We start from the raw sequence: 16,453 nt of genomic DNA on the forward strand, positions 1-16,453 counted from the left end.
GCCTGACGCCGATCGAGTTTGAGACAATAAACCAGCCCGCGCTTGCGGCCTGAAACACCACACCCGCGAGTCAACCGAACTCGGGGCAGTCCCTTATGGGCGCAACTGATCACTGCCCTGTACCGGTCGGACCGACAAAACGATGCGTTAGAGGCGTGCCGCAGGGTCAAGCAGATCCTGGCGGACAAATTGGGAATCGACCGATGTGCGCAGCTCGTCTGGCTGGAGCAGCAGGTGCTGCAGCAGAAACCGATACTCGGGTCGCAGCCAGCCGCCACAATGCAGGCTAAAGCGTTGCTCACCACGGTGGCCGAGATCCCGAGGACCCACCGCAGTGGTCGGCTGAGGTTCGACAGCGGCCGTATCGTCGAGGTCCCCCCGAGCGGATTGAGGATCGGACGCGGTCCCGGGCACGATCTGGACTTGGACGATCCGAAAGTCAGCCGCGACCCCCACGCACAGATCTTCCCCGAACAAGAAGGCCTGGCGATCAAGGACCTGAACTCGAGGAACGGTGTCTACGTCGACGGTGCACGCATCAAGCTCGCCACCCCGCTGTCGACGGGAACCGTGATCCGGATCGGTTCGACAACAATGACGTTCGAAGAAACATGACCTGCTGTGTAGGGCGCTTCCCCCACCGCAGAACGTTGGCGGCGAACAGCCGTGTGCCAATACTTCGTGTGGCACGAACAGCGCCTCGGTAACACCGCCGATCGTCGGTCCGAGATCAGCGAGTTCGACGACAACGATCCCGCAGGAGTGACCTGGCACAGTGTCGGGGTGTCTCCAGCGGTCTGGACTTCGTGCCTGAGCACCGGCCCCGCACACGTATGCCCGCATTGGGTTCGACAGTGCCGACAGGGGCCGGAAGCGCGAGGATTCATCGGGTGTAGAGCCGCACCTGCGACTCGCCGGTCCCGTTCCTTATCCAGTCGGTGTACTCCGGGTCGATGACGAGGGTGTACTCACCGTCGACCGGCAGGGCCGTGGTGTCGATGGAGCCGCTGCCGTCACTGCGGATGCATCCCTCTGCGATCTCCTTGCCGACCGGGTCGCGCAACGACAACGGGTAACACTGGGCGGGCAGGGTCGATGAGGCTACCTCGACGAACACTTTCTGTCCCTTGGTGCCGGCGAATCGGAAACGGCTGACCGCGCCGGGGGTGTCGATCTTGCTGGTGACCGGTGTTCCGTCCGGGGAGATCGTCGTGTCCTGGTCGACCACGGTGTACACGCGTAGCGTGGCGTCGCCGGTGGAGTCTTTCGACGACGGACTCAATACCACGGTGTACTCGCCGCCGGCCGGCAGAGCCGTGGTATCGATTCCGCTGTTGCGCGAGAGGCCGATGCATCCATTCGCGATCTCCTTGCGGACTGGGTCGCGCAACGACAACGGGTAACACTGGTCGGGCAGGTTCGACGAGGCCACCTCGACGAACACTTTCTGCCCTTTGGTGCCGGTGAATGCCAACTCATCTGTGCCACCGGGTTTGGTAATTCTGAGCGTCTTCTCGATGACGCCACTGTCGGACTGCGACGGGATCAGGTATTTCACCGCGGCGCTCACCCCGAGGACCAGCAGGACGACCGCGATCGCTGCGGCGGTCGATCGCCTCCGCCACCAGGGCGTCTCCGGTGCCGAGCGCAGGGCCTTCTGCGCGGCTGCGAGGAGTTGTCGACAACGTGTCGAGAAGCCATTTTTCGTGGGGACGGGAGTGCGGTCCTCCGGTCGATCGTCCACCGTCTCGGGCAGCTGTGTCGATGGTTGCGAAGACGGTACAGAGGTCTGGCTTTGGGTGTGCTGGTCCCGGGAAGAACGGGTGACAGATGGCTGCGAGCGTGGCCTGGTGTCACCGGTGAGTTGGACAGGTTCGGCCGAGTCCAGGGCTTTTCGAGCGGCCTCGGCGAGGGCACCACAACTCTGCGGGCGATCATCGGGGTCCTTCGCCAGGGCCTGTTCGATGACACTGTCGAAGGCGCTGGGCAGCCCGGCATCGCGAGCCGCGGGCACCCGGCTGGGCTGCGGGATCGTCTCATCACAGTGCGCCCGCATCAGTTGCTTCGATGTGCCCGAATAGGGTGGGGATCCGGTGATCAGGTGGTACAACGTGCAGCCGAGGGAGTACACGTCCGCACGAGCATCGACTGCGGCGAAGGAGTCGAACCGTTCCGGCGCCGTGTAGGGAAACGTGGCCCGTATCAGTTCGCCGGTCAGCCCCTGGGTGTCCTCGAGTGCCTTCGCGATGCCGAAATCAGCAAGGACCACTCGTTCGTCCTGGCCGCCGGGTAGCTGGCCTAGCAGGATGTTGGCAGGTTTGACGTCTCGGTGCAGCACACCCTGTGCGTGTGCGAAGTCGAGGCCCTTGGCGGCTTCGGAGATGATTCGCACCGCCCGAGCCGCAGGTAGCACACCGCTTTCCTGCACCGCCGTGGCCGCGTCGCAGCCGTCGATGTATTGCATCGCGATCCACAGCTGGTCGCCTACGCTGCCGCGGTTGTAGACGGTGACGATGTTGGGGTGCTCAAGCTTGGCGGTGTGCTCGGCCTCGCTCCGGAACCTTTTACGCAACTCCTCGTCCGCGCTGTTCAGCAGCTTGAGCGCGATCCATCTCGAGAATTCGCGGTCGCGGGCCAGATACACGTCGCCCATCCCTCCACCGCCGAGTCTGCGTTGGATCTTGTAACCCGCGAACTTCTGACCTTCGGCCAGTTTCCGCATGCATACCATTCTCGTCCACGCCGCCACTGTGCACGAGGGTTGCTAACGCCAGCATCGGCGCGATTCCGCGCTGAACCGATGGCTTGACCAGCGGATATTTCCATATCAGCTGAATTCTCCACGATTGCTACGGGAGGGTTCGATGCCTCGGCGCTTATATCTCGGGTGCCGAATCAACACCGCAGCGGTGTCAACCTGCGGCGTCAGGATCTCTTCGCAGGTCGGATACGTGCGGCCGGTCATGCACAGGCAGCGGTGCCAGAAGCCGACCGCGCGGAGCGTTGCTGGCGCGTCGTGGTGGTGGGAGAACGGGTCAGCTCGATCGTGGGTGCCGCGTGAATCCTCCACGGAGCACCTTGCTCGGGATCGCGGGGATCGGCGGCGGGATTGCCATTCCCGCCGAAACCAGGTCTTCGTAGCGACGTACCGCCGGGAGGAGTTGCCTGATAACCACGGTTATCGGGCAAGATAGAGCCGAAGCGGGGAGAGCGACCTGGCGCGACGGCGTTCGGCGCGGGCCGTTCGTTTCCCGGTTATCGGGCAACCTGGCGAAGGAGGGCGCGGTGCGCGAGAAGACGGTCGGCATCGACGAAGAGATCGTGGTGCCGCTGGCGACCCACATCGAGGAGTTCCTCACCGATCTCGCGAACGCCAACCGGCCGGCCAACACCCTGCGCGCCTACCGCGGCGACCTGACCGGCTTCGCCGAGTACGTCGACGGCGGCATCGACGGGGTGACCGTCGCCGCGGTGCGCGGGTTCCTGTCCGCGATCGCGAATCTCGCACCGGCCACCCGCAAGCGCAAGCGGGCCGCGGTCGCGGCGTTCTGCCGGTGGGCAGTGCGCCACGACCTGCTCGCGGCCAACCCGATGGACCGGGTCGACACGATCACCGTGCCCAAGACGCTGCCGCGCCCGGCGCCGGCCGCCGACATCGCCAAGGTGCTCGCCGCGATCTGCGCGCGCCGCCCGCGCAAGGACGTCGCCCTGGACGTGCTGCGCGATCGGGTGCTATTCGAGACCGCGTATGTGTGCGGCGCCCGCGCGAGCGAGGTGTGCGAGTTGTATGTCGAGGATTTCGACCTGCGCCTGGACGACGAGCACGTCCGGCTGCACGGCAAGGGCGGCTCGGTGCGCGCCGTGCTGCTGGACGACCGCGGCTACGTCGCCATGGTCCGGCTCTACCTGCAGCGCACCGGCTACACCGCCGGACCGATGTTCCGCGCCAGCATCAACGGCCGCGGCGGACCGCTGTCCTACTCCGCGGCCCATCACCGGTGGAGCCGGTACTGCGTGGTGGCCGGAGTGGACATCGACATCCACCAGCTGCGGCACTCCCACGCCACCGAGCTCATCAACGCCGGCGTCTCCATCGAAGTCGTCCGCAAACGCCTCGGGCACGCCTCCACCGAAACCACCCAGATTTATGCCCTGCTCGCCGACCGAGTCGCCGACACCGAGATCCGCGCCGCACGTCGTCTCCGCGAGTCCCGGAGGTAGACCTGCGGGTGTGGCTCTTCACGCGCGGGTGGTCTACGACAAAGCGGCCTGGATGACTGAGGCGGCAATCGATCTCAACGGGGTGTGCATCTGCGGTGGTATCCCGATGTGCTGGGGGTTCGGGCGATAGCGGAGGACGGATGAGAAGGACTCGCTGAACGATGGAACCGATCGGGGTGCTTCGACGTCCAACCAGATGAAGAACCGAAGGTTCCATCAACTGGGGGTACGCGAATGACGAAGTACGCGAAGAACATCGGGGTGGTCGTAGGTGGCGTGCTGACGGTCTTGATGACCACGTGTGTGGCATTGCCCGCCGCCGACGCGGCGCCCGGGCCGGGCGACGCGAACTGCCATGTGGACGCCGTGAAGGCCATGAATCCGCACAATTCCAAGGGCACGCCGACCGACATCGTCGGAAAGGGCAGTATCAAGTGCACGGCGGACATCGACTCGCTGTACATCGATGTCGAACTTCAGCGCAAGGAGGGTGGGAGCTGGAAGCGGGTCGACGGCGGCCACAACGAGGCCATCAAACCCACCGCAGGGACCAAACTCGTTGCCCAAGGCGCCACCACCTGCGCGGACGGGGAGTACCGGACAGCTGCTCGCGGGGGCGGCGTGTACGGGGGAGTACCCTCGCAATCCTCGGCGTGGAAGTACTCGGACACGGTGGTGAATCCGTGCGGTAAGTAGTGTCGAGGCGGGGCAAGATTGCGAGTGGGCTGGGAGGCCGGGGTGAGTGGGACGGAATGGGAGATGTTCTGCTCGGAGGTGTTGGCCATCGCCGAGCGTTACGCCATCCAGACGTTTTCGAATCCCGGCACCCTGGTGCTCTCCAGCGGATCCTCGTCCACGGAAGCCGAAGTGCGCGGGGCAAATCCACACATCAAACTGGTGGATATGGGCGACGCCGCGGTGCGCATCGAAACGGGCTGGTGCGTCCGCGCCATCGCCGACTACGAAATCCAATTCGAGGACAAGCCGTCCCAGGCGGCCGCGGCGGTCGAGGCGATCATTCTCGGGGGCGCCGAAGAGTATGTGATCACCGATGACGACGACCGGTGGGTGGCGTTCGGGTGGTGTATTCGGGGCAAGGATTCCCTGATGTCGCAACCCCCGCACATCACCTCGGGACGAATGGCGGTTCGTCGGCTCCTGCCGTGGCGGTCGGCGTGACCGTGCGGCCAGGAGCTCGACCAAGCCGACCCAACTGCCGTCGGTGTAGCGTGCCCAGCCGTGGAGTCGGCCGGGCACGGTGGCGGTCGAATTGAGGCCACCGATCTTCACGCGCATCGGCACCTTGTCGCGTCAGTGCTATCGAAACGGCTGCAAAGCAGGACCGCCGGTCACTACACCGGGTATAACGCCGTAGATCAGACAGTAGAAGGGGCCGTCGTCGACGTCAGAACCTTTTCGCTGGCGAAATACGCCCGCCCGTCGAAAGAGGCACTGCTGGCTTGGCAGGACGCTACCGACCCCGCCGCGCGGCGACGCAGCTGACGATGCGCAACTTCAGCCCCTGATCTACGGATTTTCGGGTGGGTGAGGATCAGCCGCAGGCATCGGCGAAAGTTGTGCTTGCGCGTGACAGCAAGCCTCGAAGGCAAGCCGTGGCAATTTGCTTCCTGAACTCGACGTCGCCGTCCCTGGCGCCAGCGGTGAGGTTTAAAGCGACGACTTCGTCCCCCACCGCAGGCCCGTTCGGGACGCGGAACCACAGACCAGAAGATCAGGAGCCCAGCCGGACAGCGTCAGACTGACGCGGACAGCGCCTCACTCTGACGCTCTCCGCAACGTCTCCCGGTGTGGTGTTGGGCCGTACCTCAGCCTGACATCTGGAGAGCGCGGGTCACTGGAAGACCGGTCCGGACCATTGCAAGACTGCTGCGGACCGTGTCGGTGATCCGGTGTTCGGTCCCTAATACTCGCTCGGAGTCGGCGCGGGTTCGCTCGCGCAGCGCGATCGCCTCGTCCAGGGGTTCCGGTAGTAGCCGCCGAAAAACCAAGATATGGCGGAGCTGCTGGTCAGCGGCGGCGGTCGGCTCCCGGCCTCAGGATCGAGGTCAGCTCGCGCATGGCTTGGGGGACGGTTTGAAGTAGCGGCGCAGGTTCTCGGCCTTGCGGTGCCGGACTTCGCCATGAGTTCGAGCAGGCTCGCGCCGGACTCGCCGATACTACGGCTACCCCGGGGACCAGGGGTGCTGGAGGTGAACATGGGCGCCGGCGGTGACGGTGTCGCCGCCGCGTACCGGCTCCTGGACGCACGAGGCCTGCACCCGTACATGGATGTGTCCTGTGGTTCGCACTCGATGGCCGGTTCACGGTCGCACCGCTCGCCATGTGGTCCGAACCGGATAACCTCGATGTGAGCCGCCGGGTCGACGACATCCTGCTGGACAGCGGGCGACCGCGCGACGCACTCCGGCGCGAAGAAGCACCCTGGTTCTGGTAGCTCAACGCCTGAGGCCCCCGAACACAACGAGAACCGGCCAGAGTATCTGGCCGGTTCTTCACGTTCAGCTCGCACGCTGCGCAGCGGTCCGGTGCGGACCGCTGCGGGCCGAGGACTATTCCTGAGTCAGAGTCAGGGTCCGGTTCTCGGTGGTGTCCTTCTGGATCTCGACCTGGCTCATGTCCTCGGCGTCAGGCGGCAGGTAGGCGAACGCGGCGGTGATCTCGACCGCACGGCCATCGTAGTAATACGTCATGAGTTCAATGCCGTCGCCGTCGTGAGCATCTGCGCGATTCGGGCCCTCGCCGTAGTCGTAGCCCAATGGCACCCTGACCTTCGTCTGCCGAGATTCGCCGTCACAGGTCACCCGATCCAGGGCCTCGTCTTTCATACGGACGGGTCGGCCTTCCGGGCTTTTGAACCGTTCGGACTCGACCTTGACCCACAGGGCGTTGGCCTGGCCGGGTTCGCAGACGTAGGTGATCTCGGCGACGACCCACCAGCTGTAGTCGCCGTGTGCGTCTGGGAACGCTCTCCCGATCCATATGCTGGTCGTTGCGCCGGCCGGCCCGGCCACATTGACCAGTACAGCGGCGGTCAACGCGAGTATCGAAGCGAAAAGTCTTCCACGAACCACTATGTGCGCCTTTCGGTGTCGGTAGGTGGTGGAAAAGATCCGTCGAGCGGACAGCAGCCTAGACCACGCCACACAGCAGTTATGCACGAGTCCCATAAGTGACACCAGAGGGGTTTGCGCGAGTCCCGGGGTAAGCGAACCCCAGGTCGGCGACATGGTGCGGATCGGCCCCACGGCAGCGCATATTCCCCGCGCGGCCCGCGCGATGGGAGATTAGCGGCGACCCCAGTTGCCCAATCCACCGCTGATCTCCGCCGTGGTCCTGTCAGTGCCTGCTGCGATGCTGATACTCAACAGGTTTCGGCATGGAGGGCGGCGGTGAACGACAACGGCCAGGACATGCCAGGGCTGTTCTCCATCGAGATCGCCGCCGACCCGATGCTGGCCGGGTTCGCCGCCGCGCTGTCCGACCGCGACGACCTCGCCACCCGCTCGCGGGAGACCTACCTCGAACGCGTCGGACACTACCTGGGCTGGCTGGCGGCCGACCGCGGCCACGACGACGCCCTGCACTCCCCCGGCGGCCGCGACCGCGCCATCGACGCCTACCTCACCGCGGCCATCGAGGAACGCGGGATCGTCGGGCGCACCGTCAATCTCACCCTCACCGCGCTCACCGTCTTCTACACCTGGCTCGGCCTGGGCGCCCCGGCCACACCGCGGGTGGTGGTGCAGCCGATCAACCCCCGCACCCTCGGCCCCACCGAGCAACGCGCCCTGCTGCGCGCCGCCGCGGCGCGCGGGCCGCGCGCGTTCGCGATGATCGTCCTCGGCTTGGACGCCGGGCCGCGGAAGTCCGAGATCGCCGCCCTAGCGTTGACCGGCCTGGATCTGGCCGAGTGGCCCGGCACCCTCGCGATCACCGACTCCACCGGCGGCTCGCGGACCGTGCCGCTGCAGCCGGGCACCCGCGCCGCGCTGGTCGCCTGGCTGGCCGAACGCCGCCGCCTGCTGCGCGGCCAGCCCGAACAGGTCGCGCTGTTCCTCACCGAGGCCGCGCCGCACCGGCGGCTGGCCGTACGCACCGTCGACGACGCCATCCGCGCGGTCGGCGCCGACGCCGGCCTCGACATCTCCCCCGGGACGCTGCGCGCCACCGCCGAACACGCATGCTGCGCGAAGGCCTCCCACCCGCGGTCGTCGCCGCCCGCCTCGGGCAGTAAGCACCCGACCGCGACCGGGTCCGCGCCCTGCTCGGCGGCACGGCAGCGCGCCCGCGTAACCGCCTCGCGCTCACCGGCAGCGAGCAACTCGACCTGTTCGGCGACATCGCGATGTAGACGCGTGGCGCCGAACAGCGCGCTACGCGTCTGTTGCGGGTACGAGGGAGTCGATACAGACGCTGAAGGGGTAGCGGCCCGGTGCCTCGAGGACAGACTCGACGAGGGCGTGGGTGTCGTCTTCGAGTACGAAAAGGGATTCCGGTAGCTTTCGCCGAAAATCGGGCGGATATGCCGTAATCGGCTGGTAGAGAGCAGTTTTCGTGTTGCGATCCGGGTGGGGCTACGTCCGTGGTGTGGGGCCGCTGACGATGCGGTGGATGGTGGAGCGGCCGACGCTGCATTCCTCGGCGAGGTCGGCCAGGCTCGCGTCGTCATCCGGGTCGTGGTAGCGGCGGTGGATTGTTTTGCGTGCTGCCAGAGGCAGTTTCGGCTGTTGCCCTTGAGCCGGCCTTTCGCGCGGGCTTTGGCCATGCCCTCGCGGGTGCGCAGGTGATTCAGGTTCGCCTCGAACTCGGCGACCATGGCCAGGGTTTGCAGAAACACCTTGCCGAACGGGTCGTGCCAGTCGTAGACCGAGTTGCCGAGCCCGAACAATACGTCTTGCTTCCGCAGGCTGGTCAGGATCTCGCTGGCTTCGGCCATGTTGCGGGCGAACCGGTCGAACTTCGCCGTGGTCAGCACCACCTGGCGTCCGTTACTGACCGCGGCGGAGGAGGTGACCGCGGCGAGTGCGTTGTCGAGCCCGGTGCGGTTGCGGCGGGTAGTGCCGGAGGGGGTTCATCGGAACAGTTCGCGGAACAACCTCTACGGAACACCGTGACGAGGGCCGGAGTGCAGCGGCTGCGGTGTTCCGCTGACCGATCGGCCAACGGAACACCACGCCCAGCGACGTCGTTCGTACTTCGGTCGGGATGGGATGGCCGCGTGTTGAACACCGCGTCGGAGAAGAAGGGCCTCCGCGATATACCGACCACCTGCCCGAAGGCGGCGCTAGCTGTACGAGCGGCTCACGAAACCGTCGGGGCGGACCAGCACCGTCCCGTATGGCCAGCTATCAACGAGGTGCACTGGGATGTCGGCCACCACGCCGGGATCGGCCGTGAGTACACACCACTGCGATCCGACGAGATCCAGCGTGGACACCCCGTCGGCCACCCACATGTGCGGCAGGCGAGATCCTGGGGACCCGTCGAGGTCGAGGCCGACGTCCTCGGTGGAGGGGAGTTCCGCGCCGCCGTACCGGTAGCCCAGGTGCACCACCGGCGCGTTGATCGCCCCTGCTTTCTTGCGCGCCTGTGCCATGTCCTTGCCCCAGTGCAGGGACGGATCGTTGAACCGCAGGCGTGCCTGTTCCATCGTCATGAGGGCCACCGGATGGCGTTCGGCGTGATAGGTCTCCAGCAGTTCGGGCCCGGCCTCACCGCGCAGCACGTGTGCGAGTTTCCACGCCAGGTTGTGGGCGTCGGCGATGCCGGTGTTCAACCCGAACGCGCCCAGTGGGGGGATCGCGTGCGCCGCGTCGCCCACCAGGAAGACCCGGCCGACGGACAGGCGATCGGCGACCTGGCCGCGTCCCCGGAACCGAAGCACACTCCGGATCTCCACTTCGATGGACGGGTCGCCGAGCGCGGTGCGGATGAGTTCGGGAGTCGGCTCGGTGTCGAGGCCGGTGAGGAACACCCACTCGCGCGCGCCGTCGACGGTCACCAGCAGGCCGGTCGCGTCCGGATGCTCGATATTGCACATGGCGAACGGCTCGCTCGGACGCAGATCAGCGCGGAACAGGACACTCGTCGTCTCCCGACCCATCACACCGGGACCGGTGAGGCCGACACCGAGGACCTGCCGGACCCGGCTGCGCACCCCGTCGGCCCCCACTAGATAGCGCGCCCGCACGACACGCCCGTCGGACAATGTCGCGGTGACGCCGCCGGAGTCCTGCTCGAAGGAGTCGAGCGCCACGCCGAACTCCACGTCGCCGGCCTTGGCGATCAGCACGCGGTCGAGAAGGTTCTGACCGCACGTGCCGCGGATCCGGGCCGGGGTGTAGGTGAGTTCGGCTGCGGTCTTCGCCTTCCACTCCACGCCTTCGGCGAAGTCGGCCTCGGCGAGCGTGCGCCCTCTGATCTTGCCCGCCCGCAAGTCGACCGCAGCCTCGTTGACGGCGTGATCCAGGCCGACCTCGCGCAAGATCTCCATCGACCGCGACCCGATGCCGGTTGCCCTGGGGTGGGGCGAAAGGTCCGGCTTCTCCTCGACGACCAGGGGCTCGACGCCGTGGTGGCGCAACAGCACCGCGAGCATCAGCCCGACGGATCCGCCGCCCGCGATCAAAACATCCGTGGATACAGCCTGCTTCATAGTTCAGCCCTTCGATACAGTGAATTACGAAATACACTGTATCGAAGTATGCGATGTATTGTCAGCAGCATGTTGGTGTGGGAGCGGCCCGAGCCGCCGGATCGACGAGTGCTGGCCCCGCTGAGCCGGGAGCGGATCGTACGAGCTGCGATCCGGCTGGCCGACGCGGGCGGGCTGGCGGCGGTATCGCTACGCAAAGTTGCCGCCGATCTGGAGGTCGGGCCGATGCGGCTGTACGGCTACATCGCCACCAAGGAGGAACTGCTCGATCTCATGGTCGATGCGGTCTATGCCGAGATGCGGCCGGTCGGAGACGGTTGGCGAGCGGTGCTGCGGTCTCTGGCCGAAACCACCCGGCAGGCCGCGCACCAGCACGAATGGTTCGCCGACCTGATCGGTGGACGGCCCCAGCTCGGGCCGCACGCGCTGGCCAGAGGAGAAGCTGTGGTGGCCGCGATGAGCGGCGTCAACGTGGACATCGTGATGCCGGTGGTCGCGGCGGTCAATGCCTATGCGGTCGGTGCGGTGCGCCGGGAGATCGCCGAGCGGCGCGCCGAGCGGGCCACCGGGATGAACGAGAAGCAGTGGCAGGCCATCTCCGGGCCCTATCTGGAGCGAACCTTTGCCACCGGCCGATTCCCCGCGCTGGCCACGGTCATACGCGACGCCGCCCACCTGGACGCCGACCAAACTTTCCGCACCGGCCTAGAGTTTCTCCTCGACGGCATCCAAGGCCACATCGCGAGCTGACACTCAGCCGAGAGACCAAGATAGGCGCCGCCCATGGCACCAACTCGGCGTTGACGCGCTGAGACGACGCGACTTCCAACGCCTGAAGTCACTATTCCGCGGCGGTGACGGCCTTCTCGACAGGGTGGCCAGCCCGACCCCGGCGCGCGTTCTGCCGGATCACGCGGCGGCTGCGGGGCCGGCCGCCGGTGGGGTGGGAGCAATTGACGGCTGCCGTTGCGGGCGGGTCACCGCACAGCCAGGTCAGAGCACCTGAGCGCAGCGGCCAGATGGGCCAGAACCTCACACTATCGAGTGGATTCCGAAGCTCGGATGAGGGTGGTGTTCCGGCGGGGACCATGGGGCCGCCTGGTTCCAGTACAACCACCACGTGTAGTCGCTGGTCTCCGCGCACCACCACTCCGGCGGATGAACGCCGGACAGTTCTGCCCCGCCCTATATGCCAGAAAGTCCCGAATGGTGGAGCTATCGCCGCCTGGCTGTCGGAGGGGAACGCTACCGTCCCCTCATACGCGCCTGCACCGAGACGGGCGACAAGAAAAAGGAGCCACCATTGGACGAAAAGCTCTCCCCCGCTGAGCAACTGGCGTCTGACTTGCGGAGGCGTACCAGGCCGTCGAACGAGCTTCCCGCGATCGTGGTCCTCGACGCTGTGCTCGCACGCACCGACGACATCGTGATCGCGCTCAGCGGTGCCCGCGCTTACACCCAGGGAATCGAACTATTCCTCCGGCTGCACGTTCGCCAGCCCGGCGCTGTGTCCGCTACCGCGGCTTTCGGAGGACTCCACGGAGGCGGTAGCGACCAGTATCTACTCGGTGTCGAGTTCGCCGACGGCCGCACCGCGACAAACATCGACGACTCCTCCTCGGATGACAACAGCACAACCGCGGTGTTGATGTCGTGTGGTGGCGGTGGCAGCCCCGACTTCAGCAGCTACACCTACTACCTGACACCCGTCCCGCCACCAGGACGCCTCTCGATAATCGTCGCCTGGCCGACCGCCGGAATCGACGAGCATCGCGTTGAACTCGACGCACAACCCTTCCGCAGCGCTGCCGAACGGGCACAGGTCTTGTGGCCGGAACAACCCACCTCGACGTGGAACCTACCGTCCTCCCCACGCCCCGATCTCGCACCCGGCGGCTGGTTCGCTCACGCGCTGAACTGACCACCGCCAGTACTGGCTACGACACGGGGCCGGAGCAGTGTTGACGAGTTTCATCGCAGATGCGGGCGTCAGTGAAACACCTTATTTACCTGCTCAACCGGCCTCCATGCGGCTCGATGAAGGCTGCGACCTGACACTCGGCTAGCGTCCCTCGCACCCACCGGCTGACTCGACATGCACAACTCGCGCAGTCCGTACTCCCCCGCTGTCGTAGTTGTCAGCGTCGGTTGAATGCTGGATCTGGCACGGTTTGCGTGATTACCCCTTGCCGGATTGCCAACGGGGCTTGGTGATCGATGATGTCGCCGGCGTCGTGATCCCGAACCGTTGGACGTGTTGTTCCCGCACCTGCACGGGTTGCGCATCGATCGTGCGACCTCGGTCGGGGTCCGGGTGAATCTGGAGGTCAGCACCTGCGACGAGGCGGTGGCCTGCACGGGTTGCGTGATGATGTCGCATCGTGTCCACAGTCGGTATCGGCGGCGGTTGACCGACACGGCGGTCACCGGGCGTGAAGTGGTGATCGGTGTGCGGCTGCGCCGGTTGTTCTGTGACAAGTCCGGTTGCGGGAGAAGGACTTTCGCCGAACCGGTATACGATTTGGCACCACGGTACGCCCGACGCACGAGAACCCTGGAACGTCTGTTGTGCGCGGTGGCGCTGGCGTTGGGTGGTCGGGCGGGAGCTCGGATGACCCGGCACCTAGCAGCCTCGGTCAGCCGGATGACGTTGTTGCGGCAGATCAGGGCGTGCCGGATCCGGATCGGGCGACACCGCGTGTGCTCGGAGTCGACGATTTCGCGCTGCGCCGGGGACACAACTACGGCACGATCCTGATCGACATCGAGACACGACGCCCGGTCGATGTCCTGGAAGACCGCACCGCCGACACCCTCGCGACCTGAGACCCCGCTTCTCTGGAGGACCCTCCAACAAAACGGGGGAACTCATCGGGAATCTACGATCGAAACACCAATTAGAAACCCCTCATGCCAGCACACCCACCTCGTGAAAGAATTAGGCTAGATAGCGGCTATCCCGCGACTGAACTTTGGTCGCCCTGTCGAGAAGAAGCCGGCACATTCGTGGCGCACCGAGCAGTCGTCACACTCCGCGACGTACGCGTTCTTCCAATCCGAGATCGACTGCACCGCGAACGGCCGGATGCCGACATCGAGGACGCACAGGGGCAGGTTGTAGATCGACACGTTCACCCCGGCGACGGACAGGGCGCCGACACCGGCCTTCAACTGCTCCTGGTAATCGACGGGATCGATCCACAGTGTGGCGTCGTTGGCGACCGCGAAGCCGGTGTTTTCCATGCCCATCAGAGCCACATGATCGACGAATGGAAGGTTACGCGCGATCCACGAGCAGGTCTCACGGAGGCGCGGTGCGGTGATGGCGTGCAGAACAATACGAATCTCGACCCGTTGCCCGAGGTTCTTGAGTCGGAGCACGCCGAGAACAGTTTCGTCGAACGCGCCCGCGGCCTGAACCACATAGTCGTGAATGTAATCCACCGCCGCGTAGATCGGTATACCTGCTGAGAGCTGCGGATGCCCGATCTCGGCCCAGGCGTGCGCGACCTCGGGAACGGAGAAGGCGCGCCCGTTGGTCAACACGTGGATCGCAGTGCCCGGGAGCAGATCCCGCGACAGCTCCAGCAGCCCGATGAATCGGCGCCATTCGGTGAGCGGTTCCCCGCCGGTGAATGTCAGTGCGGGAGTCGCCGGGTCGAGCAGTGGCAGTGCCTCTGCGATCTCGTCGATCAGCCAGCCATCATCGACCTTCTTCGGCGGCTGCGAACACATCAGGCAATAGTTGTTGCAGCGTTCGGTGACGAGGAAGAAGTTGTGTCGCGACGACCGACGGTAGAGCAGCCTCACTCGACCCGACCGCGGGTAGATGCTCATCACATCGCCATCGCCGACCTCGGCGAAACCCGCCGGAAGTCGGATGTAGCTCGACGATGCGCCGTCCGGGCATGCGTCGCGCCCGACCGCGATCCGGAATCCATTCGCCTGCGCCGCCGTCCAGTCGCAATCGTCGACGATCAGCGCGGCATCGCGATCATCCGACGGGGCACTGTTCGGGGGGCGGAGCCGCACGATCCGGTTCTCGTCACCGAGTCCGACGATGTCCGCCGCCGGTGATCGTCCCACAAGCAGAAGAGGTTTCACGACGCCCACGCCCGGAGAACGGCGGCGTCTTCGGGTGAGTGTTCCAACAGTTCGAACAAGTGCGTGATCACGCCCTTCTGTCGCTCGCAGAACTCGGATAGCGGTTTGATCCCCAGCAGGTCCCCCTGCGTCGCGTGGTGATACACAGGGTCCGCGCCGCAGTTGGGCTCGAATACGCACGTTGAGCACTGTGGAGCCGTCTGGGTCAGCGAATCCGCCACCGCCGACACCAGCGTGTCGGACAACACCATATCTCGGTAACTATGCTCATGTACGTTGCCGAGTTCGAAGCTGCGGTCCCCCATTTCGGCGAGCATCCGTGCCTCGTCCGAGGCGAATACGGTGCCGTCATAGTTGTAGACCAGCGCACCGAGACCGATCCCCGCAGGACTTCTCAGATCGACATACCCGATGGGCTCATCACTCAGCATCCGGCGAAGGATCAGGGCCGAATAGAACTCGGGAAACCGGCGGCCGGACTTGTTGATCTCCAGGATGTAGCGAAGACCGCGCTTCCAGAATTCGAGCCATTCTCGGGCATCGTACTTGTGAAACTGTTTGGTCTTGATCGCATGACCGTACGGAGACAACGGCCTCAGGAAGATGCCGTCGAGACCCTGCGCGAGGTATTCGTCGACGATCTCCTCCACACGATCCAGGCTCGCTTCGGTGGTGGTCATCAACGCACCAACCCGGTCCGGGCCGAGCCGCTCTCGAATGCGCCCGATTCCGGCCACCGCGAGCTCGTAGCTGTTCTGGCCACGACGGGGCCGATTCTTGTTGTGCAGATCGCGCGGCCCGTCCAGTGAGGTACTGAGCAGAACATCGTGCTCAGCGCAGAATTCGAGCACTTCGTCATCAAGGAGCGCCAGGTTCGTCGCGATCACGAACTGCAACTGCTTGCCCAGGGACATCGCCCGCTCCTCAGCGGTCACGACGATCCACCGGATGAGCTCGAAGTTCAGCAGCGGCTCGCCGCCTTGAAACTCGATCTTGATCATCGGCGCCGGCGCGGACAGAGCGATATCCAGTGCTCTGGACGCCGTGGCGCTGTCCATGTCGTAGCGGACGCGGTCCTTGCTCTGACGCGACACCTGGCAGTACGGGCAGGAGTGCTCGCATCGCAGCGTGACGACGAATAGGTGCAATGGCGTGGCGGCGCGCAGGAAGCTCAGGCGGCTACGCAGACGAAGGGCGAGAAGCTGCTGCGGTGCGCGCTGATCGGCCGATCCGACGAAGAGCTTCTCGAAAGCCCTTTCATAGAGCCCGTCGCCAGGGGTGAGATCGAGCGCGCACAACCGCTCCAGCTCGGTTGCCGTCATTTCCGCCATGTCGCCAACGATGTTGCCGACGAGGAAGCGGTCTGCACCGAGCCGTTCGAATCGAATGGGCAGGAGTCGCAGCCGGGACGTGTCGGGATGGAACGAGTCCGCTGAGGCGAAGCCGGCCAAC

Annotated in this window: 13 protein-coding genes and 1 pseudogene; 8 read left to right on the top strand and 6 right to left on the bottom strand. The window is 65.5% G+C overall.

Annotation, left to right across the window (positions count from 1 at the left end):
- Positions 1–42: 42 nt before the first annotated feature.
- A complete protein-coding gene (locus ACIA5H_RS31210; RefSeq protein WP_397079246.1) occupies positions 43–615 on the top strand; it encodes an FHA domain-containing protein in 573 nt (190 codons plus the stop codon).
- A gap of 268 nt (positions 616–883) precedes the next feature.
- On the opposite strand, the gene ACIA5H_RS31215 is transcribed toward ACIA5H_RS31210, so the two are convergent.
- Entirely contained in the window at positions 884–2,722 is a 1,839-nt protein-coding gene (locus ACIA5H_RS31215; protein WP_397079248.1) for a serine/threonine-protein kinase, read from the bottom strand.
- Between the two features lie 563 nt (positions 2,723–3,285).
- Here ACIA5H_RS31215 and ACIA5H_RS31220 point away from each other — a divergent pair.
- The 3 genes from ACIA5H_RS31220 to ACIA5H_RS31230 all read left to right on the top strand — a co-directional run bounded on the left by ACIA5H_RS31220 (position 3,286) and on the right by ACIA5H_RS31230 (position 5,400).
- The gene (locus ACIA5H_RS31220; RefSeq protein WP_397079250.1) at positions 3,286–4,221 is read left to right on the top strand and encodes a tyrosine-type recombinase/integrase; all 936 of its coding nucleotides are present in this window, start codon (positions 3,286–3,288) and stop codon (positions 4,219–4,221) included.
- Positions 4,222–4,455: 234 nt separating this feature from the next.
- Positions 4,456–4,917, top strand: a complete 462-nt coding sequence (locus ACIA5H_RS31225; protein ID WP_397079252.1) for a hypothetical protein — start codon at positions 4,456–4,458, stop codon at positions 4,915–4,917.
- Positions 4,918–4,959: 42 nt separating this feature from the next.
- A complete protein-coding gene (locus tag ACIA5H_RS31230) occupies positions 4,960–5,400 on the top strand; it encodes a hypothetical protein (protein WP_397079254.1) in 441 nt (146 codons plus the stop codon).
- A 1,391-nt stretch (positions 5,401–6,791) separates the two neighbouring features.
- Here the strand turns inward: ACIA5H_RS31230 and ACIA5H_RS31235 are convergent.
- The gene (locus ACIA5H_RS31235; RefSeq protein WP_397079256.1) at positions 6,792–7,277 is read right to left on the bottom strand and encodes a hypothetical protein; all 486 of its coding nucleotides are present in this window, start codon (positions 7,275–7,277) and stop codon (positions 6,792–6,794) included.
- 354 nt (positions 7,278–7,631) lie between these two features.
- Between ACIA5H_RS31235 and ACIA5H_RS31240 the strand changes: the two genes are divergently transcribed.
- On the top strand, positions 7,632–8,741 hold the full coding sequence (locus tag ACIA5H_RS31240) for a tyrosine-type recombinase/integrase (RefSeq protein ID WP_397079258.1): 1,110 nt from the start codon (positions 7,632–7,634) through the stop codon (positions 8,739–8,741).
- Between the two features lie 299 nt (positions 8,742–9,040).
- Here the strand turns inward: ACIA5H_RS31240 and ACIA5H_RS31245 are convergent.
- A pseudogene (locus tag ACIA5H_RS31245) lies at positions 9,041–9,247 on the bottom strand (recombinase family protein); the annotation flags it as partial.
- A gap of 279 nt (positions 9,248–9,526) precedes the next feature.
- On the bottom strand, positions 9,527–10,897 hold the full coding sequence (locus ACIA5H_RS31250) for an FAD-dependent monooxygenase (RefSeq protein WP_397079260.1): 1,371 nt from the start codon (positions 10,895–10,897) through the stop codon (positions 9,527–9,529).
- Between the two features lie 69 nt (positions 10,898–10,966).
- Here ACIA5H_RS31250 and ACIA5H_RS31255 point away from each other — a divergent pair, with 69 nt between their 5' ends.
- The 3 genes from ACIA5H_RS31255 (at position 10,967) to ACIA5H_RS31265 (ending at position 13,723) form a co-directional block, all read left to right on the top strand.
- Complete coding sequence (locus ACIA5H_RS31255; RefSeq protein WP_364425593.1) at positions 10,967–11,647, top strand: TetR/AcrR family transcriptional regulator C-terminal domain-containing protein; 681 nt, start codon at positions 10,967–10,969, stop codon at positions 11,645–11,647.
- 553 nt (positions 11,648–12,200) lie between these two features.
- Positions 12,201–12,818 carry a hypothetical protein gene (locus ACIA5H_RS31260; RefSeq protein WP_397079263.1) on the top strand — a complete coding sequence of 206 codons (618 nt, stop codon included), beginning with the start codon at positions 12,201–12,203 and terminating at the stop codon, positions 12,816–12,818.
- A gap of 749 nt (positions 12,819–13,567) precedes the next feature.
- The gene (locus ACIA5H_RS31265) at positions 13,568–13,723 is read left to right on the top strand and encodes a transposase (protein ID WP_397079265.1); all 156 of its coding nucleotides are present in this window, start codon (positions 13,568–13,570) and stop codon (positions 13,721–13,723) included.
- A gap of 117 nt (positions 13,724–13,840) precedes the next feature.
- On the opposite strand, the gene hxsC is transcribed toward ACIA5H_RS31265, so the two are convergent.
- Both hxsC and hxsB read right to left on the bottom strand, forming a co-directional pair.
- The gene (hxsC, locus tag ACIA5H_RS31270; RefSeq protein ID WP_397079267.1) at positions 13,841–15,010 is read right to left on the bottom strand and encodes a His-Xaa-Ser system radical SAM maturase HxsC; all 1,170 of its coding nucleotides are present in this window, start codon (positions 15,008–15,010) and stop codon (positions 13,841–13,843) included.
- On the bottom strand, positions 14,998–16,452 hold the full coding sequence (gene hxsB, locus ACIA5H_RS31275; RefSeq protein ID WP_397079269.1) for a His-Xaa-Ser system radical SAM maturase HxsB: 1,455 nt from the start codon (positions 16,450–16,452) through the stop codon (positions 14,998–15,000). The genes hxsC and hxsB overlap by 13 nt, the downstream gene beginning before the upstream one ends.
- Between the last annotated feature and the right edge of the window lies 1 nt (position 16,453).

The sequence above is a fragment of the Nocardia sp. NPDC051900 genome, from assembly GCF_044452545.1.
Classification (GTDB): Bacteria; Actinomycetota; Actinomycetes; order Mycobacteriales; family Mycobacteriaceae; genus Nocardia; species Nocardia sichangensis.

Excerpts from the sequence above, each read along its gene's own strand:
- ACIA5H_RS31215 (WP_397079248.1), bottom strand. The coding sequence starts at position 2,722 with ATGCGGAAACTGGCCGAAGGTCAGAAGTTCGCGGGTTACAAGATCCAA.
- ACIA5H_RS31225 (WP_397079252.1), top strand. The coding sequence starts at position 4,456 with ATGACGAAGTACGCGAAGAACATCGGGGTGGTCGTAGGTGGCGTGCTG.
- ACIA5H_RS31250 (WP_397079260.1), bottom strand. The coding sequence starts at position 10,897 with ATGAAGCAGGCTGTATCCACGGATGTTTTGATCGCGGGCGGCGGATCC.
- ACIA5H_RS31255 (WP_364425593.1), top strand. The coding sequence starts at position 10,967 with ATGTTGGTGTGGGAGCGGCCCGAGCCGCCGGATCGACGAGTGCTGGCC.